30 protein-coding genes are annotated in these 24,158 nt (G+C 71.1%); 7 read left to right on the top strand and 23 right to left on the bottom strand.

All coding sequences use genetic code 11. From position 1 onward, the window contains the following. Positions 1-174 precede the first annotated feature (174 nt). On the bottom strand, positions 175-486 hold the full coding sequence (locus ACT80S_RS17260) for a DUF4212 domain-containing protein (RefSeq protein ID WP_377418119.1): 312 nt from the start codon (positions 484-486) through the stop codon (positions 175-177). A gap of 101 nt (positions 487-587) precedes the next feature. Here ACT80S_RS17260 and ACT80S_RS17255 point away from each other — a divergent pair, with 101 nt between their 5' ends. The 3 genes from ACT80S_RS17255 to ACT80S_RS17245 all read left to right on the top strand — a co-directional run bounded on the left by ACT80S_RS17255 (position 588) and on the right by ACT80S_RS17245 (position 1,898). After that, on the top strand, positions 588-899 hold the full coding sequence (locus ACT80S_RS17255) for a hypothetical protein (RefSeq protein ID WP_377418117.1): 312 nt from the start codon (positions 588-590) through the stop codon (positions 897-899). Positions 900-914: 15 nt separating this feature from the next. Continuing rightward, complete coding sequence (locus ACT80S_RS17250; protein WP_377418115.1) at positions 915-1,265, top strand: hypothetical protein; 351 nt, start codon at positions 915-917, stop codon at positions 1,263-1,265. Positions 1,266-1,331: 66 nt separating this feature from the next. Next, positions 1,332-1,898 carry a hypothetical protein gene (locus ACT80S_RS17245; RefSeq protein WP_377418113.1) on the top strand — a complete coding sequence of 189 codons (567 nt, stop codon included), beginning with the start codon at positions 1,332-1,334 and terminating at the stop codon, positions 1,896-1,898. A gap of 5 nt (positions 1,899-1,903) precedes the next feature. Here ACT80S_RS17245 and ACT80S_RS17240 read toward each other — a convergent pair whose 3' ends face one another. Genes ACT80S_RS17240 through ACT80S_RS17200 form a run of 9 tightly spaced genes read right to left on the bottom strand, consistent with a single transcriptional unit; the run spans position 1,904 to position 9,340 of the window. Next, entirely contained in the window at positions 1,904-2,542 is a 639-nt protein-coding gene (locus tag ACT80S_RS17240) for a 2-hydroxychromene-2-carboxylate isomerase (RefSeq protein ID WP_377418111.1), read from the bottom strand. Between the two features lie 22 nt (positions 2,543-2,564). Beyond that, on the bottom strand, positions 2,565-2,801 hold the full coding sequence (locus ACT80S_RS17235) for a DUF1289 domain-containing protein (protein ID WP_377418109.1): 237 nt from the start codon (positions 2,799-2,801) through the stop codon (positions 2,565-2,567). Continuing rightward, a complete protein-coding gene (locus ACT80S_RS17230) occupies positions 2,801-3,304 on the bottom strand; it encodes a YbaK/EbsC family protein (RefSeq protein ID WP_377418107.1) in 504 nt (167 codons plus the stop codon). The genes ACT80S_RS17235 and ACT80S_RS17230 overlap by 1 nt, the downstream gene beginning before the upstream one ends. Further along, the gene (locus tag ACT80S_RS17225; protein ID WP_377418191.1) at positions 3,304-4,212 is read right to left on the bottom strand and encodes a hydroxymethylglutaryl-CoA lyase; all 909 of its coding nucleotides are present in this window, start codon (positions 4,210-4,212) and stop codon (positions 3,304-3,306) included. The genes ACT80S_RS17230 and ACT80S_RS17225 overlap by 1 nt, the downstream gene beginning before the upstream one ends. 20 nt (positions 4,213-4,232) lie before the next feature. After that, positions 4,233-6,227: an acetyl/propionyl/methylcrotonyl-CoA carboxylase subunit alpha gene (locus tag ACT80S_RS17220; RefSeq protein ID WP_377418105.1), complete on the bottom strand. Its 1,995-nt coding sequence runs from the start codon at positions 6,225-6,227 to the stop codon at positions 4,233-4,235. 22 nt (positions 6,228-6,249) lie between these two features. Continuing rightward, positions 6,250-7,029, bottom strand: a complete 780-nt coding sequence (locus ACT80S_RS17215) for an enoyl-CoA hydratase/isomerase family protein (protein ID WP_377418103.1) — start codon at positions 7,027-7,029, stop codon at positions 6,250-6,252. 24 nt (positions 7,030-7,053) lie between these two features. Beyond that, positions 7,054-7,455: a type II toxin-antitoxin system VapC family toxin gene (vapC, locus tag ACT80S_RS17210; RefSeq protein ID WP_377418101.1), complete on the bottom strand. Its 402-nt coding sequence runs from the start codon at positions 7,453-7,455 to the stop codon at positions 7,054-7,056. Then, positions 7,442-7,693, bottom strand: coding sequence for a type II toxin-antitoxin system VapB family antitoxin (locus tag ACT80S_RS17205; RefSeq protein WP_377418099.1), 252 nt, complete (start codon positions 7,691-7,693; stop codon positions 7,442-7,444). Before ACT80S_RS17205 ends, vapC begins: the two co-directional genes overlap by 14 nt. Positions 7,694-7,732: 39 nt before the next feature. Next, positions 7,733-9,340, bottom strand: coding sequence for a carboxyl transferase domain-containing protein (locus ACT80S_RS17200; RefSeq protein WP_377418097.1), 1,608 nt, complete (start codon positions 9,338-9,340; stop codon positions 7,733-7,735). A 95-nt stretch (positions 9,341-9,435) separates the two neighbouring features. Here ACT80S_RS17200 and ACT80S_RS17195 point away from each other — a divergent pair, with 95 nt between their 5' ends. Then, a complete protein-coding gene (locus ACT80S_RS17195) occupies positions 9,436-10,473 on the top strand; it encodes an AraC family transcriptional regulator (RefSeq protein ID WP_377418095.1) in 1,038 nt (345 codons plus the stop codon). A 31-nt stretch (positions 10,474-10,504) separates the two neighbouring features. Further along, the gene (locus tag ACT80S_RS17190; RefSeq protein ID WP_377418093.1) at positions 10,505-10,864 is read left to right on the top strand and encodes a cupin domain-containing protein; all 360 of its coding nucleotides are present in this window, start codon (positions 10,505-10,507) and stop codon (positions 10,862-10,864) included. A 24-nt stretch (positions 10,865-10,888) separates the two neighbouring features. On the opposite strand, the gene ACT80S_RS17185 is transcribed toward ACT80S_RS17190, so the two are convergent. Continuing rightward, positions 10,889-11,452, bottom strand: coding sequence for a restriction endonuclease (locus ACT80S_RS17185; protein WP_377418091.1), 564 nt, complete (start codon positions 11,450-11,452; stop codon positions 10,889-10,891). 54 nt (positions 11,453-11,506) lie between these two features. Here ACT80S_RS17185 and ACT80S_RS17180 point away from each other — a divergent pair, with 54 nt between their 5' ends. Further along, positions 11,507-11,776 (top strand): SemiSWEET transporter, encoded by a 270-nt coding sequence (locus ACT80S_RS17180; protein ID WP_377418089.1) that lies wholly within the window; start codon positions 11,507-11,509, stop codon positions 11,774-11,776. A gap of 7 nt (positions 11,777-11,783) precedes the next feature. On the opposite strand, the gene ACT80S_RS17175 is transcribed toward ACT80S_RS17180, so the two are convergent. The 11 genes from ACT80S_RS17175 to ACT80S_RS17125 are packed head-to-tail and all read right to left on the bottom strand — an operon-like array spanning position 11,784 to position 21,041. Continuing rightward, the gene (locus ACT80S_RS17175) at positions 11,784-12,170 is read right to left on the bottom strand and encodes a YkvA family protein (RefSeq protein ID WP_377418087.1); all 387 of its coding nucleotides are present in this window, start codon (positions 12,168-12,170) and stop codon (positions 11,784-11,786) included. Positions 12,171-12,181: 11 nt separating this feature from the next. Next, entirely contained in the window at positions 12,182-12,871 is a 690-nt protein-coding gene (locus ACT80S_RS17170) for an HAD family hydrolase (RefSeq protein ID WP_377418085.1), read from the bottom strand. Then, positions 12,868-13,263, bottom strand: a complete 396-nt coding sequence (locus ACT80S_RS17165) for a YchJ family protein (protein ID WP_377418083.1) — start codon at positions 13,261-13,263, stop codon at positions 12,868-12,870. Before ACT80S_RS17165 ends, ACT80S_RS17170 begins: the two co-directional genes overlap by 4 nt. Positions 13,264-13,291: 28 nt before the next feature. Further along, complete coding sequence (locus ACT80S_RS17160; RefSeq protein WP_377418081.1) at positions 13,292-14,419, bottom strand: acyl-CoA dehydrogenase family protein; 1,128 nt, start codon at positions 14,417-14,419, stop codon at positions 13,292-13,294. 18 nt (positions 14,420-14,437) lie between these two features. Further along, positions 14,438-15,106, bottom strand: a complete 669-nt coding sequence (locus ACT80S_RS17155; protein ID WP_377418079.1) for an SDR family oxidoreductase — start codon at positions 15,104-15,106, stop codon at positions 14,438-14,440. A 1-nt stretch (position 15,107) separates the two neighbouring features. Beyond that, entirely contained in the window at positions 15,108-16,292 is a 1,185-nt protein-coding gene (locus ACT80S_RS17150) for an acetyl-CoA C-acyltransferase (RefSeq protein ID WP_377418077.1), read from the bottom strand. Next, positions 16,289-18,094, bottom strand: coding sequence for a bifunctional isocitrate dehydrogenase kinase/phosphatase (aceK, locus tag ACT80S_RS17145; protein WP_377418075.1), 1,806 nt, complete (start codon positions 18,092-18,094; stop codon positions 16,289-16,291). The genes ACT80S_RS17150 and aceK overlap by 4 nt, the downstream gene beginning before the upstream one ends. A gap of 31 nt (positions 18,095-18,125) precedes the next feature. Further along, positions 18,126-18,785 carry a carbonate dehydratase gene (gene can, locus ACT80S_RS17140; protein ID WP_377418073.1) on the bottom strand — a complete coding sequence of 220 codons (660 nt, stop codon included), beginning with the start codon at positions 18,783-18,785 and terminating at the stop codon, positions 18,126-18,128. A gap of 38 nt (positions 18,786-18,823) precedes the next feature. After that, positions 18,824-20,002, bottom strand: coding sequence for an isovaleryl-CoA dehydrogenase (locus ACT80S_RS17135; protein WP_377418071.1), 1,179 nt, complete (start codon positions 20,000-20,002; stop codon positions 18,824-18,826). A 45-nt stretch (positions 20,003-20,047) separates the two neighbouring features. Further along, the gene (locus tag ACT80S_RS17130) at positions 20,048-20,512 is read right to left on the bottom strand and encodes a PaaI family thioesterase (RefSeq protein WP_377418069.1); all 465 of its coding nucleotides are present in this window, start codon (positions 20,510-20,512) and stop codon (positions 20,048-20,050) included. Positions 20,513-20,570: 58 nt separating this feature from the next. Further along, positions 20,571-21,041 (bottom strand): MerR family transcriptional regulator, encoded by a 471-nt coding sequence (locus ACT80S_RS17125; RefSeq protein ID WP_377418067.1) that lies wholly within the window; start codon positions 21,039-21,041, stop codon positions 20,571-20,573. Between the two features lie 96 nt (positions 21,042-21,137). Here ACT80S_RS17125 and ACT80S_RS17120 point away from each other — a divergent pair, with 96 nt between their 5' ends. Then, entirely contained in the window at positions 21,138-22,193 is a 1,056-nt protein-coding gene (locus tag ACT80S_RS17120; protein ID WP_377418065.1) for an MBL fold metallo-hydrolase, read from the top strand. A gap of 33 nt (positions 22,194-22,226) precedes the next feature. Here the strand turns inward: ACT80S_RS17120 and ACT80S_RS17115 are convergent, their stop codons facing one another. Further along, positions 22,227-24,158 carry an ATP-binding protein gene (locus tag ACT80S_RS17115; protein WP_377418063.1) on the bottom strand — a complete coding sequence of 644 codons (1,932 nt, stop codon included), beginning with the start codon at positions 24,156-24,158 and terminating at the stop codon, positions 22,227-22,229.

Here is a 24,158-nt window from a genome sequence, read left to right as displayed (position 1 = left end):
GATGTCTCCTGTAGAAGTCAGCGCCCGACAGGGGCACCTGGAGTCATTCTTTGGAGAGGCTCTGACCCTGGCCTTTCTCCAAACCAACACAAGCTTGCGCGAAACTTATCCGCGCCTGACAAACCAAGGGGAAACCCGGCACAACCATTTCACATCGACTCAATCCGGCGGTTTTCACCCCTCCGCAGGGGGGTGGCCGGGTGATTGGGGTTTTCCCGTGTCGGATCCCTCGTCGGTGTTCATGCCGTGCTCGGCATCGAGGCGCTGCATGCAGCGTGCGTAGATGAAGATGATCAGCACGTAGACGATGAGCGCGCCCTGGGCGCCCATCCAGAAGCTGAAGGGCCAGCCGAAGAAGTCGAAGCTCAGCTCCCGGGCGTAGAACGGCACGACGAAGGTCACGGCGAACCACACCGCCAGCAGGGCGGCGGTCAGGCGCAGGGTCTTGCGCCAGTAGAGGCGGTGGTTGTCGGAGGGGTCGGTCATCGGCAGGCTGGACAGGGCCATTGTCCGCGACTCGGCCGGTGCCCGGCCATCCGGGCGCACCCCGCCTCAACCCTGAGCGATGTGCCATCAGGGGCCCACCGATGGACCGGCGCCCCGGACGCTGCGGGGTGGCCCTCATCGGCCAGGAGCTCAAGCCAACGAAGTCGACAGACGACCTCATGGATAGGTGGATGGCCGCAACGGCCGTCTTCGACGACCTGATCCTGCGGAATCTGATCGCGCAATACGGGTTCGGCAACCGCTCGACCTACACGATCGATGGATTGAGTTACCGCACTTTTACGGTGACCTACGCAGACGGCATTCGCGAATCGTGGCCTGTACTGCCCAATGACCGGCTTTCATCCGACAAGTTGTCCCAGACCCCGATCCCTGGCTCCATGCGACCTTGAACAGGAGGACCGAGCATGAGGAACCCGTCGACGATTCGCATCATCGGCCTGGCCATCCTGGCCTCGGGTGCGGCGGTCGCCACCCTTGCCGTGGGATCCAGGATCTGGAGCCGCAGCGCCCCAGCGGCGCCCACCGCATTCGAGGCGCAACCATCCGCCCGGACTCGGCCCCTGGCGGTCGACCACACGGCGCAACCCGTCGATGCGGCACGCCCCCCTGAGTCCCCGCGACGCACGGCGTCGCTGGTGCGCGCATTCGCCACGACCCTGGACCTGCGCTCCTTCAGCCTCTCGGCATTGAAGCAACCCCGGTCCGGGGGCGTCTTCTACGCCGCCCAGGCGGTTCGCTGGTGCGCCCACGTTTGAGGCGGCCACCCCGACCTGCAGGCCCCCCAGCCCGCCACGCCCCCGCAGGCCGGCCCCCGGCAGCAGATGGCCCAGCTCCAGGCCTTCCAGTACCTCCAGGCGCGCTGCGCGAGCTTCGCGGACGACGAACTCACGGCACAGCGACTGGACACCCTGTACGGCGAGGCCGACACCCAGGGCGACCCGCTGGCAAAGCTGCCCCTTCGGCTCCACCGGGAGGGCCGCTCGCCCGATCCCGCCCTGCGCGAGGCGGCGGTGGCTGCCGTCCTGGCCACGGCCGATCCCTGGCTGTTCGAGGACATCGGCTGGCGCCTGTCCCTGGGTGCGATGAAGCAAGGCGGCATGGCCGTGTGGTTCGACGGCCAGCCCTACCCCCTCTCGGAAGATCCCGCGATCGCCGCGGCCTACAGCCTGGTCCCCTGCCGCCTCGGCCTGCCTTGCGACGCGACGGACCTCACGCTGGCCCTGCCCTGCGCGGTCGAGGCCGAGTGCTTCACGAGCCGCGAGGAGAAGCTGCGGCGGACCCTGGGCCGCGATGACCCGGCGCGCTGGGCCGAGATCCTGCAGTGGACCGACCGGATCGTTGCCGTGATCCGCACCGGCCGCGCCTCGGCGTTCTCACGCCGGAGCTGAGTCGCTCAGCGCCGCTGCACCCCTGCGGACACCGCCTGCGCCGCTTCCCAGTCGCCACCGCCGAACCAGGCATCCCCCTCCAGCCAGGCCCGCAGCATGGGCAGGCTGTCGAAGCCCCAGAACAGGCGGCCGTCGACCGCGAAGGTGGGCACGCCGAAGGCGCCGGCGGCGATGGCCTCGTCGGTGTTGGCCTTGAGCTCGGCCTTCACCGCCTCGCCCGCCGGGTCGCGCGCCGGCTGCAGGGCCTGGGTGAGCGCCGCCAGGCGCTGCGGGTCCGCCGCGTCGGCGCCGCCGCGCCAGACATGGCGCAGCACGGTCTCGGCCACGTAGCGGTTGATGCGCCCGCCCTCGCCGCAGGCCAGCGCCAGGCGCAGCAGCGGCAGGGGGTTGAACGGGTGCGAGGCCGGCATGCGCAGCTCGATGCCGTGGCGGTGCGCCTGCCACAGCACCTGCCGGTAGGTCCAGTCACGCTTGGGCGCGATCTCGGCGGGGCCGAGCTGGCCATGGTGCTTGAGCATGCCGGCGAACAGCACCGGCCGGTAGGCCACCGCGTAGCTGAGGCCCTCCAGCGCCTGCGGCAGGTGCTCGAAGGCCAGGTGGGCATAGGGCGAGATGAAGTCGAGGTAGCAGGTGATCTGCTTCATGGCCGCTCCAGGTGAGGTCAGGTCAGGCCAGCGCCGCGGCGCGCTGTTCGAGAAGTCGCCACACCGCGCGGCGCTGCGCGTCGGGCAGCATGCCCCAGCCGGCGATCTCGTCGATGCTGCGCAGGCAGCCGTCGCACAGGCCGTTGGCCGGGTCCATGCGGCACACCGAGGTGCAGGGCGACGGCGCCGGGCCCGCGCCCTCGCCCTCGAGCACCTCGCGGGCGCGCGCCCGCAGCGCGGCGGCCGTGCCAGCGTCCATCATGCGGCGTGCTCCTTGACCACGTCGGCGACCGGCGCGCCGGTCAGGCGCTCCAGGTCCTGCGGGCGCAGCTGGAAGACGCCGTGCGGGTGGCCCGCGGCGGCCCAGACCACCTCGAAGCGGAACAGGTCGCGGTCGATCAGCGTCACCGGCGGCTCGGCATGCCCCACGGGCGAGACGCCGCCGATGGAAAAGCCGGTGCGCGCCTTCACGAAGTCGGCATCGGCCCGCCCGGTCTTGCCGACGAGGGCATCGACCTTCTTCTCGTCGACGCGCCGGTCCCCGGAGGCGATGACCAGCACCGCCGCGCCGTCGGCCTTGCGCCGGAAGATGATGCTCTTGGCGATCTGCCCCAGCGCGATGCCCAGGGCGTCGGCAGCCTGCTGCGCGGTGCGGGCCGCGTCGTCCAGCATCACCGGCGCATGGGGGTGGCCGGCGTCCTGCAGCACGCGGGCGACGCGCTGCACGCCGTCAGGCAGGGCCTGGAGCTCGGCGCCGCACATCAGCCGGCCCGCTGGTTCAGGAGGGCGGTGGCCACGCGCGAGTTGGGCCTGCGGCCCAGGAACCCGCTGATGTAGGCGCCGGCGTCGACCAGTTGGTCGAGATCGATGCCGGTCTCGATGCCCATGCCGTGCAGCATGAACACCAGGTCCTCGGTGGCGACGTTGCCGGTGGCGCCCTTGGCGTACGGGCAGCCGCCCAGGCCGGCGACCGACGACTCGAAGTGCCACACGCCCAGCTCCAGCGAGGCCAGGGTGTTGGCCAGGGCCTGGCCGTAGGTGTCGTGGAAATGGCCCGCGACATGGTCGACGTCGTAGTGCTTCAGCGCCGCCTCCAGCGCGCGCTGCACCTTCAGCGGCGTGCCCACGCCGATGGTGTCGGCCACGCCGACCAGCTGCACGCCGATCTCCTTCATGAGGCGCGCCACCATCTCGACCCGCGCCGGCGCGACCTCGCCCTCGTACGGGCAGCCCACCGTGCAGGAGATGGCGCCGCGCACGCGGATGCCGCGCGCCAGCGCCGCCTCGACCACCGGCGCGAAGCGCTCGATGCTCTCGGCGATGGAGCAGTTGATGTTCTTCTGGCTGAAGGCCTCGCTGGCCGCGCCGAAGACGACGATCTCGTCGGCGCCCGCGGCCACCGCGCCCTCGAAGCCCTTCATGTTGGGCGTGAGCACCGAGTAGCACACGCCGGGCCGGCGCTGGATGCCCGCCATGACCTCGGCGTTGTCCCCCATCTGCGGGACCCACCTGGGGCTGACGAAGCTGGTGGCCTCGATCTCGCGCAGGCCGGCGGCCTGCAGGCGGTGGACGAGGCCGATCTTGACCTCGGCGGGCACGGGCTGCTTCTCGTTCTGCAGGCCGTCGCGCGGGCCGACGTCGACGATGGCGACCTGGCGGGGATAGTTCATGGACATGGCGTGATTGTTCCTCAGGCCGCGGCCAGCTTCAGCAGCTCGGCGCCTTCGGCCACCTGGTCCCCGGGGGCATACAGCACCTCGGCCACCGTGCCATCGGCCGGCGCGGCGATGGTGTGCTCCATCTTCATCGCCTCCATCACCGCCAGCGGCTGGCCCTTGGCAACGGTGTCGCCGGCCTTGACCGCGAAGGAGATCACCTTGCCCGGCATCGGCGCGGTCAGGCGCCCGCCCTCGGACTGGCCTTCGCCCGCATGGGCCAGCAGGTCCAGCGAGACGATGGCGGCCGCGCCACGGGCGGCGAAGACATGGTCGGTCTCGCCCTGGGCGTAGACGCTCACGCGCTCGCGCCAGCCGGCGAAGCGCAGGTCGATATCGTCGCCCGCGCCCTCGAAGGCGAGCAGGCCCTCGGCCTCGCCCACCGCGAGGTGCAGGCTGCCGTCGTGGCGGTAGGTGAGCAGCGCCTTGACATGCTCGCCGGCGAAGTCGAACTCGAAACGGCGCGCGTTGACGCCGTGCGAGCGCCAGCCGTCACGGCGGCTGAAGGGGTCGGCGCCCTCGAGGGCGCGCTCGTCGAGCAGCGCGCGGGCCACGGCGGCGGCGGCAGCCAGGGGCAGCGGCACCGGCTGCTGGTGGAACAGCGCGGCCTGCTCGCGCGGGATCAGCGCGGTGTCCAGGTCGGCCTGGGCGAAGGAGCGGCTGCGGGCCACCTGGCGCAGGAACTGCACGTTGGTGGCCAGGCCCACGATGTGGGTCTGGGCCAGCGCCTCGTCCAGCCGCGCCAGCGCCTCCTCGCGGGTGGCGCCGTGCACGATCAGCTTGGCGACCATGGAGTCGTAGAACGGCGAGATCGCGTCGCCCTCGCGCACGCCGTCGTCGACGCGCACCGGCGAACGCTCGAAGCTGGTGCAGGCCGGCTTGCGGTAGACCGCGAGCGTGCCGGTGGCGGGCAGGAAGTTGTTGTCCGGGTTCTCGGCGCAGATGCGCGCCTCGATGGCATGGCCGGTGATGCGAAGCTGCTCCTGCTTCAGCGGCAGCGGCTCGCCCGAGGCCACGCGCAGCTGCCACTCCACCAGGTCCAGGCCGGTGATGGCCTCGGTCACCGGGTGCTCCACCTGCAGGCGGGTGTTCATCTCCATGAAGAAGAAGCTCATCTCGCCCGAGGGCTTCTGCTCGACGATGAATTCCACCGTGCCGGCGCCGACGTAGTGCACCGCGCGGGCGGCGGCCACCGCGGCCTCGCCCATCTGCCGGCGCAGGGCCTCGGTCATGCCGGGCGCGGGCGCCTCCTCCAGCACCTTCTGGTGGCGGCGCTGCACCGAGCAGTCACGCTCGAACAGCCAGACGTAGTTGCCGTGCGTGTCGCCGAACACCTGGATCTCGATGTGGCGCGGGCGCTGCACGTACTTCTCGACCAGCACCGCGTCGTCGCCGAAGCTGTTGGCGGCTTCGCGCTTGCAGGAGGCGAGCGCGGCATCGAAATCCTCGGCCCGGTCGACGGCGCGCATGCCCTTGCCGCCGCCGCCGGCGCTGGCCTTGATCAGGACCGGGTAGCCGATCTGGCCGGCCGCGCCCTTGAGGAACTCGGGGTCCTGCTCGCTGCCGTGGTAGCCGGGCACCAGGGGCACGCCGGCCTTTTCCATCAGCTGCTTGGACTCGGCCTTCAGGCCCATCGCCTGGATCGCCGAGGGCGGCGGGCCGATGAAGACCAGGCCGGCGTCGGCGCAGGCCTGGGCGAACTCCTCGTTCTCGCTGAGGAAGCCGTAGCCGGGGTGGATGGCCTGGGCGCCGGTGGCCTGGGCGGCCTCGATGATGCGCTCCCAGCGCAGGTAGCTGTCCTTGGGCGCGCTGCCGCCGATGTGGACGGCCTCGTCGCAGGCGGCCACATGCTTGGCGTTCGCGTCGGCATCGGAATACACGGCCACGGTCTTCACCGCGAGGCGGCGGGCGGTGGCGGCCACGCGGCACGCGATCTCACCGCGGTTGGCAATCAGGATCTTCTTGAACATGGTCTCTCCGCTAGCTCGCTTATCACTGCAGCCAGGACGGCTTGCGCTTCTCGAGGAAGGCGCGCACGCCCTCCTTGCCCTCGGCACTCGCGCGGATGTCGGCGATGCCCTCCACGGTGTGCTGGATCAGCGCCGGCGTGACCTCGCGGCCGGCGACGTCGTGCACCAGCCGCTTGCAGGCCTTGACCGCCTCGGGGCTTGCCGAGACCAGCGCGCCGGTGAGCGCGGCCACCCGGGCGTCGAGTTCGGCGGCGGGCACCACCTCGTGCACGAAGCCGATGCGGTGCGCCTCGGCCGCGGAGAAGCGCTCCGCGGTGAGGAAGTAGCGCTGCGCGGCGCGCGCGCCCATGGCGCGGATCACGTAGGGGCTGATGGTGGCGGGGATCAGGCCGATCTTCACCTCGCTGAGGCAGTAGTTCGCCGTGTCTGCCGAGACCGCCATGTCGCAGGCGGCGACCAGGCCCATGCCGCCGGCGTACACGTCGCCCTGCACGCGGGCGACCGTGGGCCGGGGGCAGTTGGCGATGACTTCCAGCATGCGCGCGAGGGCGGAGGCGTCGGCGAGGTTCTCCTCGCGGCTGTAGCCGGCCATGCGCTTCATCCAGTTCAGGTCGGCGCCGGCGCAGAAGGCCGGGCCGTTGGCGGCCAGCACGATGGCGCGCACCTCGGCCCGGTGGCCCAGCTCGCCGAAGACGGCGGTGAGCTCGGCGATCACCTCGTCGTTGAAGGCGTTGCGCACCTCGGGACGATTGAGCGTGACGGTGGCCACGCCGGCGTTGAAGGTCAGGTCCAGGTGGTTCATGCGGCCCTCCTGGCGCGCTGAGGTTCAGGGGTTCCAGGCGCGCAGGCCGCGCAATTCCTCGAAGGCATCGAAGTCGCGGTCGCGATGCAGCAGGGCGTAGCCGCGGTCGATGCAGAAGGTGGCGATGAGGCAGTCGAGCGGGCTGCGCACCGTGACGCCCGCCGCGCGCAGCGCGCGGTAGTGGGTTGCGGCCTCGACGGCCAGGCCGGGGTCGCTCGCGGGCTCGACATCGAGTGCCTCGAGCAGGGCACGGGCCCGGCGCCATTCATGCTCGTGGCGGAAGCCCCGCAGCACTTCGAACAAGACCAGGTCCGGCACCACGAGGCGGACCTCGCCTTCATCCAGCAGGCGGGCCAGCACGTCGCAGGCCGGCTGCGGCCGGTCCGCGAAGAAGTCGATCCAGACGCTGGAATCAACGACGAGCACGGCGGTGCTTGGCGGAGGCTTCCTGCACCGTCGGCGAGGCGGGGGCCGGGGCGGTCCAGTCGATCGACTCGTCGCCCTCCCAATGCAGCCGCCCCCGCCACTGGAGGATCTCGCGGTACGCGGCCTGCCGCGCCAGCAGCTTCAGGCCCGCCTCGACCGCGTCCTTCTTGGTCTTGTACGGGCCGGCCTTCATGGCGTTGGCCATGAGCGCGTCGTCGATCTCGATGTTCGTGCGCATGATGTGTACTGTTGAGATGTTTCATACACACTCTACGCTTTACATGCGGAATACGCCAAACCGCGCGTCCGGAATTGGCACGTTCAGCGAGGCCGACAGCCCCAGCGCCAGCACACGTCGCGTGTCGGCCGGGTCGATGATGCCGTCGTCCCACAGGCGGGCGGTGGCGTAGTACGGGTGGGACTGGTGGGCGAACTGGTCCAGCAGCGGCTGCTTGAAGGTGGCCTCCTCCTGCGCGCTCCAGGTGCCGCCCTTGGCCTCGATGCCGTCGCGGCGCACGGTGGCCAGCACGCTGGCGGCCTGCTCGCCGCCCATGACGGAGATCCGCGCGTTCGGCCACATCCACAGGAAGCGCGGCGAGTAGGCGCGGCCGCACATGCCGTAGTTGCCGGCGCCGTAGCTGCCGCCGATGATCACGGTGAACTTGGGCACGTTGACCGTGGCCACCGCGGTCACCATCTTGGCGCCATGGCGGGCGATGCCCTCGTTCTCGTACTTGCGGCCCACCATGAAGCCGGTGATGTTCTGCAGGAACACCAGGGGCACCTTGCGCTGGCCGCACAGCTCGATGAAGTGAGCGCCCTTCTGCGCCGACTCCGAGAACAGGATGCCGTTGTTGGCGACGATGCCCACCGGCATGCCCTCGATGTGGGCGAAGCCGCACACCAGGGTGGCGCCGTACCGGGCCTTGAACTCGTGGAACTCCGAGCCGTCGACGATGCGGGCGATGATCTCGCGCACGTCGAAGGGCTTGCGGGTGTCGGTGGGCACCACGCCATAGAGCTCGCTGGGGTCGTACTTGGGCGGGCGCGGCGGCTGCAGGGCCACCGGCACCGCCTTCTTGCGGTTCAGGCTGGCCACGGCCTGGCGCGCCAGGGCCAGGGCATGCAGGTCGTTCTGCGCGAGGTGGTCGGCCACGCCGGAAAGGCGGGTGTGGACGTCGCCGCCGCCCAGGTCCTCGGAGGTCACGACCTCGCCGGTGGCGGCCTTCACCAGCGGCGGGCCGCCCAGGAAGATGGTGCCCTGGTTCTTGACGATGATGGTCTCGTCGCTCATGGCCGGCACGTAGGCGCCGCCCGCGGTGCACGAGCCCATGACCACCGCGATCTGCGGGATGCCCTGCGCGGACATCTGGGCCTGGTTGTAGAAGATGCGGCCGAAGTGGTCGCGGTCGGGGAAGACCTCGTCCTGCTGCGGCAGGTTGGCGCCGCCCGAGTCCACCAGGTAGATGCAGGGCAGGCCGTTCTGCTGCGCCACCTCCTGGGCCCGCAGGTGCTTCTTCACCGTCATCGGGTAGTAGGTGCCGCCCTTCACCGTGGCGTCGTTGCACACGACCATGCAGTCGACGCCGTTGACGCGGCCGATGCCGGCGATCACGCCGGCGCAGGGCGCATCGCCGTTGTACATGCCGTGGGCCGCCATGGGCGACAGCTCCAGGAACGGGGTGCCGGGATCCAGCAGCATCTGCACCCGCTCGCGGGGCAGCAGCTTGCCGCGGGCGGTGTGCTTGGCGCGCGCCGCCTCGCCGCCGCCGGCGGCGGCCTGGGCGACCTGGGCTTCGAGCTCGCCGACCAGCCCGCGCATGGCGGCGGCATTGGCCTGGAAGTCGGCGGACCGGGGATTCAGTTGGGACTCGATCGTGGGCATGGGTCTCCTCGCTGCCCGCCACTGTAGGCAAGAGCGTCGCCGGCGTGCTGCCAGCGAGGTTGCAAATCACGCCATCGACATGGATACTTTCGGCCATGTCCGCCGCCCCCGCACTGCCCGCCGCCGTCACCCCCATGGCCTATGCGCGGGTCATTGCGGACGCGATCCGGCGGCGGGGCCTGGACCCGGCAGGCGTCCTGAAGCAGGCACAGATCACGCCATCGCAGCTGCTCAATCCGCGGGGGCGCATCACCGCGCTGCAGATGGAGTGGCTGTCCGGCGCCGCCATGCAGGCGCTGGACGACGAGGCCCTGGGCGCCTTCGGCCGGGCGCTGCCCTGGGGCAGCTACGGCATGCTGGCGCGCGCCTCGCTCACCGCGCCCGACCTGGGCCTGGCCCTGCGGCGCTGGTGCCGCCACCATGCCCTGCTCACGCGGGACCTGCTGCTGCGGCTGGTCACCACCGGCGACACCGCCAGCCTGGTCGTCGAGGAGTCGCCGGCGCACCTGGCGCTGGCCCCGCAGGCGCGGGAGTTCAGCCTGGTCCACATCCTGCGGAACATCCACGGCCTGGCCTGCTGGTACGTGGACTCGCGCATCCCGCTGCAGGGGGCGGCCTTCCCCTTCGAGGCGCCGGCGCATGCGGACGCCTTCGGCCACATGTTCCCCGGCCCCCTCGCCTTCGGCGCGGCCCAGGCCGCCCTGCGTTTCGACGCGCGCTACCTCGCCCTGCCCGTGAGCCGGGACGAGGCCGCCCTGCGCCAGATGCTGCAGCGCGCCCTGCCCCTCACCGTGCGCCAGTACCGCCGCGACCGGCTGCTGGTGCAGCAGGTGCGCCAGGCCCTGGCCGCCCACCCCGAGGCGGCGCACAACGCCGACGGCGTCGCGGCGCTGCTCAATCTGTCGGCCCGCACGCTGCACCGCCAGCTGCGCGAGGAAGGCGCGAGCCTGCAGGCGCTGAAGGACGAGGTGCGCTCGGCGCGGGCGCGCGAGCTGCTGCATCGCACCGGCCGGCCGGTCAAGCAGGTGGCGGCGGCGGTGGGCTTCCTGAACGAGAAGAGCTTCATCCGCGCCTTCCGCGGCTGGACCGGTTTCTCCCCCGCCGAGTACCGCGAGCGCGTGCGCGCGGAGTAGAGTGCGCCCACCGAGTGAGAGGAGCCCCGCCATGGCCCTGCCTCATGCCCGCCCGCTGGACGTCATCGACATCGGCCCCCTGGGCCCGCAGCTGGGCGCCGCCGTCAGCACCAGCCTGATCAAGGCCGGCCGCCTGCAGCTGCTGCACCTGGTGCTGCGCGCGCACCAGGACCACCCCCTGCGCCATGTCGACGACGAATGCACCCTGCACTGCCTGGAGGGCGACGTGGAGGTGGTGATGCCCGGCGGCGTGCGCCGCCTCGGCCCCGGCCAGCTGGTGCTGCTGCCGCCGGGCCAGGTGCACGGGCTGCGCGCCCGGGCGGACAGCGCGGTGCTGGCGACCCTGGTGCTGCATGCCGGCGACGCCGGCACCGGGCCACAGGAAACCTAGCGCGGAAAACCTGCCGGCGCCGGCTCAGCGCAGCGCCACGCCGCGCAGGAGCTGGGCCAGCGCCTCGCCCTGCACGAGGGCGATGCCGCGGGCGTCGGCAAAGGCGCGCGCCTGGGGGCTGACCTCGCCGAGCGCGATGAACATGGCGCCGCCCGCGTCCTGCGCCTCGCGCACGGCCTGCAGGGCCTGCAGCGCGTCCTCTCCCTGGCGCGCGGCCTTCCAGCGGCGCGCCGCCACCAGCACGCTGCGGCCGCCCTTGCGCAGGCACAGGTCGGCGGCGCCGTGCAGGCGCTCGACCTCGTAGCCCTCCCGCGCGAAGGCCTGCTCCAGCACGCCGCGGAAGGCCTCCCAGCCCATGGCGGAGACGGCTTTCGTGGTGGCCTCGACCTGCGCCGCGCTGGGCAGGCGCCACTGGCGCTTGAGGGCCAGGGCCGAGATGATCAGGAAGGGCGCGCAGCCGGCCGCCGCGTAGGGGGCGAGGTCCTTCGGCATCAGGGCGAAGGGGATCACGGCGACGACGGCCGCGACCAACAGGCTGATCCACCACGGCTTGCGAAGCAGGACCGCGAACAGGGAATTGGGGGCCATCCGGAATTTCATGACCGGGCGATTGTGCCGGGCAATGGGACAATTCCCGCCGCGATGGAGCTCAAAGACCTGATCGGCTATGCGGCCGCCACCCTCACGACCGCCGCCTTCCTGCCCCAGGCCTGGAAGACCTTCCGCACGCGCGACGTGAGCGGCATCTCGCTGACCATGTACAGCCTGTTCACCCTCGGCGTGGCGCTGTGGCTGGCATACGGGTGGCTGCAGGGCGCGTGGCCGATCATCGTGGCCAACGCGATCACGCTGGCGCTGTCGTGCGCGGTGCTGGCGATGAAGGTCTGCTACCACCCGCCCGGGCAGAGGTAGCCCCGCATCAGGCGAGCCACCGCCACAGGCCCACCATCACGGCCACCCAAACCGCCACGACCAGCACCGCCCCCAGCCACCAGCGCGGCTTGCGGCCGCGGGCCTCCATCCAGGCCTCGGCGCGGGCGCGGCAATCGGCGAGGACATCGTCCGGAATGAGCCGTACGGTGAGCCAGATCAGCCCGGGCAGCAGGATCACGTCGTCCAGGTAGCCGAGCACCGGGATGAAGTCCGGCACCAGGTCGATCGGGCTGAGGGCGTAGGCCACGACGATGCCCGCCAGCAGCTTCGCCGGCCAGGGCGTGCGCGGGTCGCGCAGCGCGAACCACAGGCTCACCCCGTCGCGCTTGACGCTCCGGGCCCAGGTGCGGGTGCGGTCTCGCCAGCGCGCCATGGCCTGGCCCCTCAGGCGGACAGCAGGCCGGGCAGGTCGGCCATGTCGGTGAAGATGACCGAGGCGCCGGCCTCGCGCAGGGCAGCCGGCGCGTCGTGCCCCTGAGGCGAGGGGCTGTAGCCGAAGACGGTGGCGCCCGCGCGGATGCCCGCGGTGACGCCGGTGACCGTGTCCTCCACCACCGCGCAGCGGCGCGGGTCGGCGCCCAGGGCCGCAGCGGCGGCGAGGTAGACATCGGGGAAGGGCTTGGACCGCGGCAGGTCGTGCCCGCTGAAGATGCGGCCCTCGAACCAGCGCATGAGGCCGGTCTTCTCGAACTGCAGCTTGACCTTGTACAGGTCGGCGCCGGAGGCGCATGCGATGCGCCCGCCGTACAGGCCATGCACGGCCTCGACCGCCTCGGGCGCGTGGCGGATCGGCGTCAGGCGCTCGAGCAGCAGCTGGTTGCGTCGCTCTCGGAAGCCGGCGAGCCAGGCGTCGGTGAGCGGGCGGCCGGTGTGGGCCTCGATGCGGGCGCGCTCGTCCTTCACCGCCTTGCCCAGGAAGATGCGCATGCATTCCTGCGGCGTGAGCTCCCAGCCGGCCTCGGCCAGCATGTCGCGCAGCAGGCCGTTGGTGATGGGCTCGCTGTCCACCAGCACGCCGTCGCAGTCGAACAGCACGGCGTCGAAACGCGGGGCGCGGGAGGCGGCGCGGCTCACAGCAGGTCTCCGTCGACGTAGTACCAGCGGCCGTCCTCGCGCACGAAGCGGCTGCGTTCGTGCAGACGCATCGCCGGGCCGGGCCCGGCGGGGCGGCTGCGGGCGACGAACTCGACCTCGGCGTGCGTGTCGTCGACGACGCGGTGGCCGCGCACCTGCAGCCCCAGCCACCGGGTGCCGGCGTCGAAGTCGATCGAGGCGGGACGGGTGCTGGCGTGCCAGGTGGCCAGGAGGTAGTCGCCGTCGCCGCGCACGAAGGCGCTGTAGCGCGATCGCATCAGGCACTCGGCGTCGGGGGCGGGCTGCTGCAGCCAGCGGCCGCAGCATTCGGAGAACTTCACGGGATGGCCGCGGGCGGACTCGCGCCCGCAGGGACATGCGACATCAGGCATGCCACGATTGTCCCCGAAGCCCCGGCCCTCAGAGCGCGCGCTGGATGATGATCTTCTGCACGTCGGAGGTGCCCTCGTAGATCTGGCACACGCGCACGTCGCGCCAGATGCGCTCCACCGGGAAGTCGGCCACGTAGCCGTAGCCGCCCAGGGTCTGGATCGCGGCGCTGCACACCTTCTCGGCGATCTCGCTGGCGAACAGCTTGGCCATGGCCGCCTCCTTGAGGCAGGGCCGGCCGGCGTCGCGCAGGCTGGCCGCGTGCCAGATCAACTGGCGCGCCGCCTCCAGCTGCGTGGCGCAATCGGCCAGCCGGAAGCCCACCGCCTGGTGGTTGACGATGGCGGTGCCGAAGCTCTGGCGCTCCTTGGCATAGGCCACCGCCACCTCGAAGGCGCTGCGGGCCATGCCCACGCTCTGCGCCGCGATGCCGATGCGCCCGCCCTCCAGCGCGCTCAGGGCGATGCGGTAGCCCTCGCCCTCCTCGCCGATGCGGTTCTCGGCGGGGATGCGGCAGTTGTCGAAGTTGATCTGCGCGGTGTCGCTGGAGTGCTGGCCCACCTTCTCCTCCAGCCGCGCCACGATGTAGCCGGGCGTGTCCGTCGGCACGAGGAAGGCGCTCATGCCCTTCTTGCCCGCGCCCTTGTCGGTGACCGCGATGACGATGGCCAGGTGGCCATGCTTGCCCGAGGTGATGAACTGCTTGACGCCGTTGATGACGTAGTCGCCGCCCGCCTTCACCGCGGTGGTGCGCAGCGCCGAGGCATCGCTGCCCACGTGCGGCTCGGTCAGGCAGAACGCACCGAGCATCTCGCCCTGCGCCAGGGGCGTGAGCCAGCGCTGCTTCTGCGCCTCGCTGCCATAGCGCATGAGGATGGCGTTGACCGGGCAGTTGGTCACGCTGATGGCGGTACTGGTGCCGCCGTCGCCGGCGGCGATCTCCTCGAGCACCAGGGCCAGGGTGACGTAGTCGAGGTTGGCGCCGCCATAGGCTTCGGGCACGCAGATCCCGTAGGCGCCGAGGGCGGCCAGGCCGCGGTGGGCCTCGCGCGGGAAGTGGTGCTCACGGTCCCAGCGGGCGGCATGGGGCCACAGCTGGTCCTGGGCGAAGGCGCGCACGGCGTCGCGGATCATTTCCTGGTCGGGGGTGAGCAGCATGGTCGTCGGATTGAAGGGTTACCAGCCCGCGAAGGGCGTGCCGTCGACGTCCAGGAAGGCGCCGCGGTGTTCAGGGGTCAGGCGGGCGATGGCGCCGCGCATCGAGGCCACGCTGGCCTCCACGGTGAGCGAGGCGACCGCGCCGCCCATGTCGGTCTGCACCCAGCCGGGGCTCATCGCCACCATCACGGCCTGCGGGTACTCGAGCTGGGCACTGGCCACCGCCATGTTCAGGGCGGCCTTGCTGACACGGTAGGTCCAGCTGCCGCTGGACTCCACCTGCGCGATGCGGCCCATGCGGCTGGAGACGAAGACGAAACGGCCGCGGGCTGCTTCCACCAGCGGCGCGACCTGCGGGATGGCCTGCATCGCGCCGAGCACGTTGGTGTGCATGACGCGATCGAAGTCGACATCGGTGGGCGGCTGCTTCGCGTCGGCGCGGACGATGACGCCGGCCACGTACAGCGCCAGGTCGATCTTCTCGCCATCGAGCTGCCAGGCCAGGCCGGCGATGCTGGCCGTCTGGCAGACGTCCAGCCGCAGCGCCGTGGCGCCCAGCGCGCGCAGGCGCTCCAGCCCCGCCTCGTCGCGGGCAGTGGCGATCACGCGCTCGCCCGCCGCGCGGTACTGGCGAACGAACTCCAGGCCGATGCCGCGCGAGGCGCCGAGGACGAGGACCGTGCCCATGTCAGGCCAGCTCGATGGCCATGGCCGTTCCCTCGCCGCCACCGATGCACAGCGTGGCCAGGCCGCGCTTCTTGCCACGGGCCTGCAGGGCGTGGATCAGGGTGACCAGGATGCGCGCACCGGATGCGCCAATCGGGTGGCCCAGGGCGCAGGCACCGCCGTGGACGTTGACGACGTCGTGCGACACGCCCAGTTCGGCCATCAGGGCCATGGGCACGACGGCGAAGGCCTCGTTGATCTCCCACAGGTCCACGTCGGACACCTTCCAGCCGGCCTTGGCCAGCGCCTTCTGCGTGGCGCCCACCGGGGCGGTGGAGAACCACTCGGGCTCCTGCGCGTGGGTGGCGTGGGCCACGATGCGGGCCAGCGGCTTGCAGCCCAGGCGCCGGGCGGTGGACTCGGTCATGAGGACCAGGGCGGCCGCGCCGTCGTTGATGCTCGAGCTGGAGGCGGCGGTGATGGTGCCGTCCTTCTTGAACGCCGGCTTGAGCGAGGCGATCTTGTCCAGCTTGACCTTGCCCGGCCCCTCGTCGATGGACACCACGGTCTCGCCGGCGCGGGTCTTGACGGTGACCGGCGTGATTTCCCTGGCGAAGGCCCCCGACTGCGTGGCGGCCTGGGCGCGCTGCACGCTGGTGGTGGCGAAGGCGTCCTGCTGCTCGCGGGTGAACTGGTACTTGGCGGCGCAATCCTCGCCGAAGGTGCCCATGGAGCGGCCGGGCTCGTAGGCGTCTTCCAGGCCGTCGAGCATCATGTGGTCGAACACGCGGTCATGCCCCATGCGGTAGCCGCCGCGGCCCTTGAGCAGCAGGTACGGCGCGTTGGTCATGCTCTCCATGCCGCCGGCCACCATGACCTGGGCCGAGCCGGCCAGGAGCATGTCGTGCGCCAGCATCGTGGCCTTCATGCCCGAGCCGCACATCTTCGAGAGCGTGACCGCGCCCGCGCCCTTGGGCAGGCCGCCCTTGAAGGCCGCCTGGCGCGCCGGCGCCTGGCCCTGGCCGGCCATCAGGCAGTTGCCGAAAAGCACCTCGTCGACGGCGTCGGCCGGCACGCCGGCGCGCTCGATGGCGGCCCGGATGGCGGCGCCGCCGAGGTCGTGCGCGGCGAGCGAGGCGAAGTCACCCTGGAAGCTGCCCATGGGGGTGCGGGCGGCGCCGACGATGACGATGGATTCGGTGGTCATGGCATGGTCTCCTTGGAAGGGGTGGGTGGGCGGGCGAACCGCCGCTCGGGGTCGTAGGGGAACACGTCGAGGACATGTCCGGACTGGATGCGCTCCTTGTGGGCCTGCCAGAACGCCGGGTCGAGCAGGTCGCCGTGGTGGCGCATGAAAACATCGCGCACCGCGGGGTGGCCCAGGAGGAAGGGGCCGAAGGTCTCGGGGAAGACGTCGCGCGGGCCGACGGCGTACCAGGGCTCGCTGGCCAGCTCGTCGTCCTCGTTGCGCGGCGGGGGCACGCGGCGGAAATTGCAGTCGGTGAGGTACTCGATCTCGTCGTAGTCGTAGAACACCACCTTGCCGTTGCGGGTGACGCCGAAGTTCTTCCAGAGCATGTCGCCGGGGAAGATGTTGGCGGCCACCAGGTCCTTGATGGCGTTGCCGTACTCGATGACCGCGCGCTCGAGCTGCTCGCCGCCGCCGGCGTCCAGCGCCTCCTGCAGGTAGAGGTTCAGCGGGATCATGCGGCGCTCGATGTAGACGTGCTTGAGGATCACCTCCTCGCGGCCGTCGCCGTCGCGTTCGGAGATCTCGAGCTGGCTGGGGGCGAAGCGGCGGATCTCCTCGATCAGCGCGTCCTCGAAGCGCTCGCGCGCGAAGGCCACCTCGCTGTACTCCAGGGTGTCGGCCATGCGCCCCACCCGGTCATGCTGCTTGACCAGCAGGTACTTGCCCTTGACCTGCTCGCGCGTGGTCTCCTTCTGCAGCGGGAAGTGGTCCTTGATCACCTTGAACACGAAGGGGAAGGACGGCAGGTCGAACACCAGCATCACCATCCCCTTGATGCCCGGCGCGATGCGGAACTTGTCGCTGGAGTGGCGCAGGTGGTGCAGGAAGTCCCGGTAGAACAGGGTCTTGCCCTGCTTGGCCAGGCCCAGCGCGTTGTAGATCTCGGCGCGCGGCTTGCGCGGCATCAGCGTCCGCAGGAACTGCACCCAGGCCGAGGGCACCGCCATGTCCACCATGAAGTAGGCCCGCGCGAAGGAGAACAGCATCTGCAGGTCCTCCTCGCCGACCAGGCAGGCGTCGATCACCAGGCGGCCGTCGTCGCCGTGCACGATCGGCAGCGCGAAGGGCAGTTCGCTGAAGCCGTTGATGACCTTGCCGACCACGTAGGCGCCCTTGTTGCGGAAGAACAGGGACGACAGCACCTGCACCTGGAAGTTGGCGCGCAGCCGGGCTCCGGCCAGGCGCTGCGCGATCGCGTCGCTGGCCTGGCGCGCGTCGGCCTCGAGGTCGGCGAACGGGCGCTGCAGGCGGAAGTTGTGGACGATGCGCACCACCGTCTCGTGCAGGGTCTCGCGCGTGGGGTAGTAGGCGCGGTAGGTGGCGCTGGCGGCGGGATCGTTGTCCTCGATGTACTCGGTGCTGACCGCGGGCCGCACGAAGATGAAGTCGTTGTGGAAGTAGGTGCGGTGCAGGATCTTGGTGGTGACCGAGTTGAAGAAGGTCTCGGCCAGCTCCGGCTGCTGGTGGTCGATCAGCAGGCCGATGTAGTGCAGCTTGGCCTGCTGCCAGACCTCCATCGGCTGCTCGTGGGCGCGGAACTCCGTCTCCAGGCGCTGCGAGGCCTCGCGCACCCGCAGGTCGTAGAACTCGATGCGTTCGCGCTGCGCGCGCTGCTGGCCGTGCCAGTCGGCCGTCTCGAAGCGGTGCCGGGCGCGCGCGCTTTCGGCGCGGAACAGGCGGTAATGCCGGTCGAAGCCGTCGACCAGGGCCTGGGCGATGTCGTAGGCCAGCGGGGAATCGAGTCGCTGGGGGAACATCGCCAGGGGCCTCCCGGGGCGGCGGCGGGACTCAGCCCCGCTTGGCCCCGCCGATGGCGCCGACGGCGCCGCGGTAGGCGCGCTGCAGGTCCTCCGGCGAGTCCACCGTCATGTGCAGGTCCTGGAGGAGGCCGTCGGAGATGCCGTAGACCCACCCGTGCAGCGTGACGGACTGGCCGCGCTTCCAGGCGTCCTGGACCACCGTGGTGTGGGCCACGTTGACCACCTGCTCGATCACGTTGAGCTCGCACAGCAGGTCCAGGCGGTGCCCGTCGGGCGTGGCGTCGATCAGGGCGCGGTGGCGGTCGGCCACGTCCTTGATGTGGCGCAGCCAGTTGTCCGCCAGGCCCACGCGGATGCCGCGCAGCGCCGCGTTCACGCCGCCGCAGCCGTAGTGGCCGACGACCATCAGGTGTTCGACCTTGAGCTGGTCCACCGCGTACTGGATGGTGGACAGGCAGTTCAGGTCGGTGGGCACGACCACGTTGGCCACGTTGCGGTGGACGAAGACCTCGCCCGGGTCCAGGCCGGTGATCTGGTTGGCGGGCACGCGCGAGTCACTGCACCCGATCCACATGTAGCGCGGCTCCTGCTGCGCCTTCAGGCGGGTGAAGAAGCCGGGGCGCTCGCGTTCGATCTCCGCGGCCCAGGTCCGGTTGTGCGCAAACAGGTCTTCGAGTTCTCGGGTCATGGTGCCGATTGTCCGCGAGGCCAGAGGCCGCGGCCGCCTTACATCGTCTCCGCGAACAGCTCGCGGCCGATCAGCATGCGGCGGATCTCGCTGGTGCCGGCGCCGATCTCATAGAGCTTGGCGTCGCGCCACAGGCGGCCCAGGGGGTACTCGTTGATGTAGCCGTTGCCGCCGAAGATCTGGATGCCCTCGCCCGCCATCCAGGTGGCCTTCTCGGCGCACCAGAGGATGACGGAGGCGCAGTCCTTGCGGACCTGGCGCACGTGCTCGGCGCCCAGCATGTCCAGGTTCTTGCCGATGGTGTAGCAGAAGGCGCGGCCGGCCTGGAGCACGGTGTACATGTCGGCCACCTTGCCCTGGATCAACTGGAACTCGCCGATGCTCTGGCCGAACTGCTTGCGGTCGTGGATGTAGGGGACCACGTTGTCCATCACCGACTGCATGATGCCGATGGGGCCGGCGGCCAGCACGGCACGCTCGTAGTCCAGGCCCGACATCAGCACCCTGGCGCCGCCATTGACCGAACCCAGCACGTTCTCCGCGGGCACCTCGACGTTCTGGAACACCAGCTCGCCGGTGTGGCTGCCGCGCATGCCCAGCTTGTCCAGCTTCTGCGCGATGGAGAAGCCCTTCATGCCCTTCTCGATCAGGAAGGCGGTGACGCCGCGCGCGCCCAGCTCGGGCTCGGTCTTGGCATAGACCACCAGGGTGTCGGCGTCGGGGCCGTTGGTGATCCACATCTTGTTGCCGTTCAGGACGTAGTAGCCGCCCTTGTCCTCGGCGCGCAGCTTCATCGAGATGACGTCGGAGCCGGCGCCCGGCTCGCTCATGGCCAGCGCGCCGACATGCTCGCCGGAGATCAGCTTGGGCAGGTACTTCTTCTTCTGCGCCTCGGTGCCGTTGCGCTTGATCTGGTTGACGCACAGGTTGGAGTGCGCGCCGTAGGACAGGCCGATGGAGGCCGAGGCGCGGGAGATCTCCTCCATCGCGATCATGTGGGCGAGGTAGCCCATGTTCGCGCCGCCGTACTCCTCGGGCACGGTGATGCCCAGCACGCCGAGCTCGCCCATCTTCCGCCACAGGTGCATGGGGAACTGGTCGCTGCGGTCCACCTCGGCGGCGAGCGGGGCGATTTCGGCCTGGGCGAAATCGCGCACTGCGTCGCGCAGGGCGTCGATGTCTTCACCGAGCTGGAAATTGAGGCCGGGCAGGTTCATGGCGTGTCTCTCTTCGGATGGAATGGGGTTGTCGGTACGGCGGGGTCAGTGCTGGATGCCGTCGCGTCCGGTGATGACCATCATGGTGGCGACCATGGTGGCCACCAGCTTCTCGCGGCCGTCGTCGTCGACGGCCCAGGCCTTGCCCTCGGTCACGGTGATGGTGCGCCCGGGCTTGACGACCTCGCCCGCGACGCGGAAGCGGCGGCCCTTGGCGGGCGCCAGCAGGTTGACCTTGAACTCGATGGTGAGCACGCCGGCGTCGGCCGGCATCAGGCTGGAGGCGGCGTAGCCGCAAGCGGAGTCGAGCACCGCGGAGATCACGCCGCCATGCACGAAGCCGTGCTGCTGCGTGATGTGGGCCGCGAACGGCAGCTCGATCTCGACCTGGCCGGCATCCACCCGCTGCAGCCTCGCGCCCAGCGTGGCCATGGCGGTCTGGCGGCTGAAACTCGCGCGCACGCGCGGCTCGAAGGCCGGGTCGAGGGACTCGAAGCGGGGGTTCTGCATCGCGGTGGTCTCCGTGTCGTTGTGGCGGGCCCGAAATTGACGTTTACGTAAACGTCAATTATGCCGCCTTGGCCCGGGGCCGGGACCCGCTGCCTTTTGCGGACTTGTCGGCCGCCTCCGCCTTCGCGCCCTTCTCGCCGCTGCCGATGCGCCCCAGCAGGGCCCGGGCCTCCTTCTCGTGGACCTTGACCTCGTCGAGGTTGGCCTGGAGGTCGGCCATCTGGTCCTCGAGCTGGCGGCGGTGCTGGGCCAGGATGTCCAGGAAGCGGCGTAGCTGCGGGCCGGTGTCGCGCGGGCTGTCGTACATGTCGATCAGGTCACGCGCCTCGGTGAGGGACAGGCCCAGGCGCTTGGCCCGCAGCGTGAGCTTGAGGCGGGTGCGGTCGCGCGCGCTGTAGATGCGGTTGCGCCCGCCGGGGCCGGTGCGCTGCGGCTGCAGCAGGCCCATGTCCTCGTAGAAGCGCATGGCGCGCGTGGTCAGGTCGAATTCCTTCGCCAGGTCGCTGATGGTGTAGGTGGTGGTGGCCATGGGATCCGTCTCGCAGATGCGGGCCCCCTGCCGGGGGCCCGCCTAGAATGCCGCATTACATCTGACGTTTACGTCAACGTCAATCGCAGGAGCCGCATGCCGCCGCCACCGTCCACGCTCGACTACCCGTTCGCCGACCGCCAGCCGGAGCCGGCCACCACGATCGAGGTGGCGCCCGGCGTGCGCTGGATCCGCATGGGCCTGCCGTTCGCGCTGGACCACATCAACCTCTGGCTGCTGCGCGACACGCTGGACGGCCGCGAGGGCTGGACCGTGGTCGACACCGGCATCCATCACGCGGACACCCGCGCGCAGTGGGAACAGCTGTTCGCCGGCGAGATGCAGGGCCTGCCGGTGCTGCGGGTGGTGGTCACGCACATGCACCCGGACCATGTCGGCTTCGCCCACGCGCTGTGCGAGCGCTGGCAGTGCGAGCTGTGGATCAGCGCGCTGGACTACTACGCGGCCTGCACCGGCACCGCGGGCCTGGCCGGCTTCGGCGGCGAGGCGACGGCCCGGTTCTTCGCGTCACACGGCCTCGCGGACGCCGAGGTGCTGGCGCTGGTGCGCTCGCGCGAGGGCCACTACGCCTCGCTGGTGCCGGCGCTGCCGCCCCGCTTCCGGCGCCTGTCCGACGGCGCGACGCTGCGCATCGGCGGGCGCGACTGGCTGTGCATCAGCGGGCAGGGCCACTCTCCCGACCACATGGCCCTGTACTGCGGGGAGCTGGGCGTGCTGGTCTCGGGTGACATGGTGCTGCCCCGCATCTCCACCAACATCAGCGTCTACGACATCGAGCCCGAGGCCGACCCGCTGACCGCCTTCCTCGCCTCGCTGCAGAAGTTTCTGGCGTTGCCGGCCGCCACGCTGGTGCTGCCCTCGCACGGCAGGCCGTTCACCGGGCTGCATGCGCGCGTCGGCCAGCTGCTCGCCCACCACGAGGAGCGCCTGGCCGAGGTGCTGGCCGCCTGCCGCGCGCGCCCGCACACCGCCGTCGACATGCTGCCGGTCCTGTTCCGCCGCACGCTGGACGCGCAGCAGACGCTGTTCGCCCTGGGCGAGTCGCTGGCGCACCTGCACGCGCTGCGTGGCCAGGGCAGGCTGCGCCGCCGGCGCGGCGAGGACGGGGCCTGGCGCTTCGAGGCCGCGTGACGCGCGGGCGCCCCGGCGCGTCACGGCCCGCGCTCACTCGGCCGGCGGCAGCGTGAACCAGATGGTGCAGCCCTGGCCCGGCGCCGACTCGGCACGCAGGGTTCCGCCGTGGCGCTCGATCACCCGCTGCACCGTCGCCAGGCCGATGCCCGTGCCCGGAAACTCGCTGGCCGGGTGCAGCCGCTGGAACGGCTTGAACAGCCGCTGCGCGTGCGCCATGTCGAAGCCGGCGCCGTTGTCCCGCACGTAGTACTCGACCCGGCCCTCGCGCCTGGCAGCGCCGACCTCGATCGTCGCCTGCTCCCGGCCCGACGTGAACTTCCAGGCGTTGCCCAGGAGGTTCTGCATCACCGTCTGCAGCAGGCGGCCGTCGCCGGTGACGGCCAGGCCCTCCTGCACGGTGCTGCGGACCGCGCGCAGCGGCTCCTGCATGTGCAGCCCCTCGAGCGTATCCCGCGCCAGGGTGGTGAGGTCCACGCGCGCCTGCTCCATCGGGTCGCGCACGGCGCGCGAGAGCTGCAGCAGGCCCTCGATCAGCTGCTCCATCTGCAGGGCGCCGGACTGGATCCGGTCCAGGTAGTGGTGCAGCTTGGGGTCGGCCCCGGGGGCGATGCGCTCGGCCACGGCCCGCGCGAAGCCGCCGATGGCTGCCAGGGGCGCGCGCAGGTCATGGGAGACCGAGTAGGAAAAGGCCTCGAGGTCGCGATTGGCCTGGCGCAGGCTGGCGGTGGCCTCGGCGACGCGGTCCTCCAGCGTGCGGTTGATCTCGTCCAGCATGGCGTGGGCCTGCCGGGTGTTGGCCAGTTCGGCCTCGACCTCGCGCTGGCGCTCCTGCAGGGAGGCGGCCAGCTGGTTCAGCGCCGCGGCAATGTGGCCGAATTCGTCATAGGGGCCTTCGGTGGCCAGCGGCACGCGCGCCGCCAGGTCGCCCCTGGCGAGGCGGCGAGCCACGGCCTCGACCTCGGCGGCCGGCGCGGTGATCATGCGCCGGCCCACCAGCCAGGCCGCGGCGAGGCACAGTGCGAGCGCCGCGGCCAGCACGCCCAGCTCGCGCCAGGCGCGCCCCCAGGTGGTGGCGTCGACGAGCGCCTCGTCCATGCTGGCGAAGACCATGAACCTTCGCTCGCCGACCGCCTGGGTCGGCTGGTAGGAGAAGATGCGCTGGGTGCCGTCGCGGCCGCTGGTGCGGGCCTGGCCGCTCGCCATGCGCACGGCGGCGTCACGCAGCGCCGGCGAGGCCGCGGGTGTTCCGGGCGGGCGTGGGGCCAGCCCGCCGGCATCCCGCTCGATGACGATGCGGCCCGCCACGTCGGTGAGGACCAGGCGCACGCCCGGCGGCAGGGGCACCTCGTTGAGGTCGGCCTGCATCTGCGCCACGTCGATGCCGGCGAAGGCGACGCCGCGCACTTCGCCGCCCTCGAGGATCGGCATGGCGAAGGTGATGACGGGGCGGTTCATCGTGCGGCCGACGACGAGGTCCCCCATGACGAAGCGGCGCAGGCGGATGGCGTCCTGGAAGTAGACGCGGTCGGCGGCGTTGAAGTCGCCCTGGCGGCCGCCGGCGTGGCAGGTCAGGTTGCCCTGCAGGTCGAGGATGCCGATGTTCCCGTAGATCGGGTAGCGCCCGCGCAGGCCGGCCATGTAATCGACGCAGCGATCGCGTTCCAGGTGGCGGATCTCGGGGATGGCGGTGATCACCGCCAGCAGGTGCTCGGCGGCGTCGGCCAGGCGGTCTTGCTGCGAGGCCACCAGCGAGGCGGTCAGCGCGAGCTGGTCGTAGGTCTGCGCCAGCGCGCTGCGCGAGGCCGCATACGCCGACCAGATGGACAGCGCTCCCAGCGGCAGCAGCGTGGCCAGCACCAGCGCCATCAGCCGCAGTCGCAGGCTCAGGCTCAGGCGGCTGATCATCTCGGGCCCCGGGCAGTCATGGACGCGATTGTCACGCACCTGGGCCCGGGAGGCCAT

It is taken from the genome of Ramlibacter sp. MAHUQ-53, from assembly GCF_052600055.1.
The sequence above is the reverse complement of the archived record's forward strand: the minus strand, read 5'-3'. Positions and strand labels throughout refer to the sequence as shown.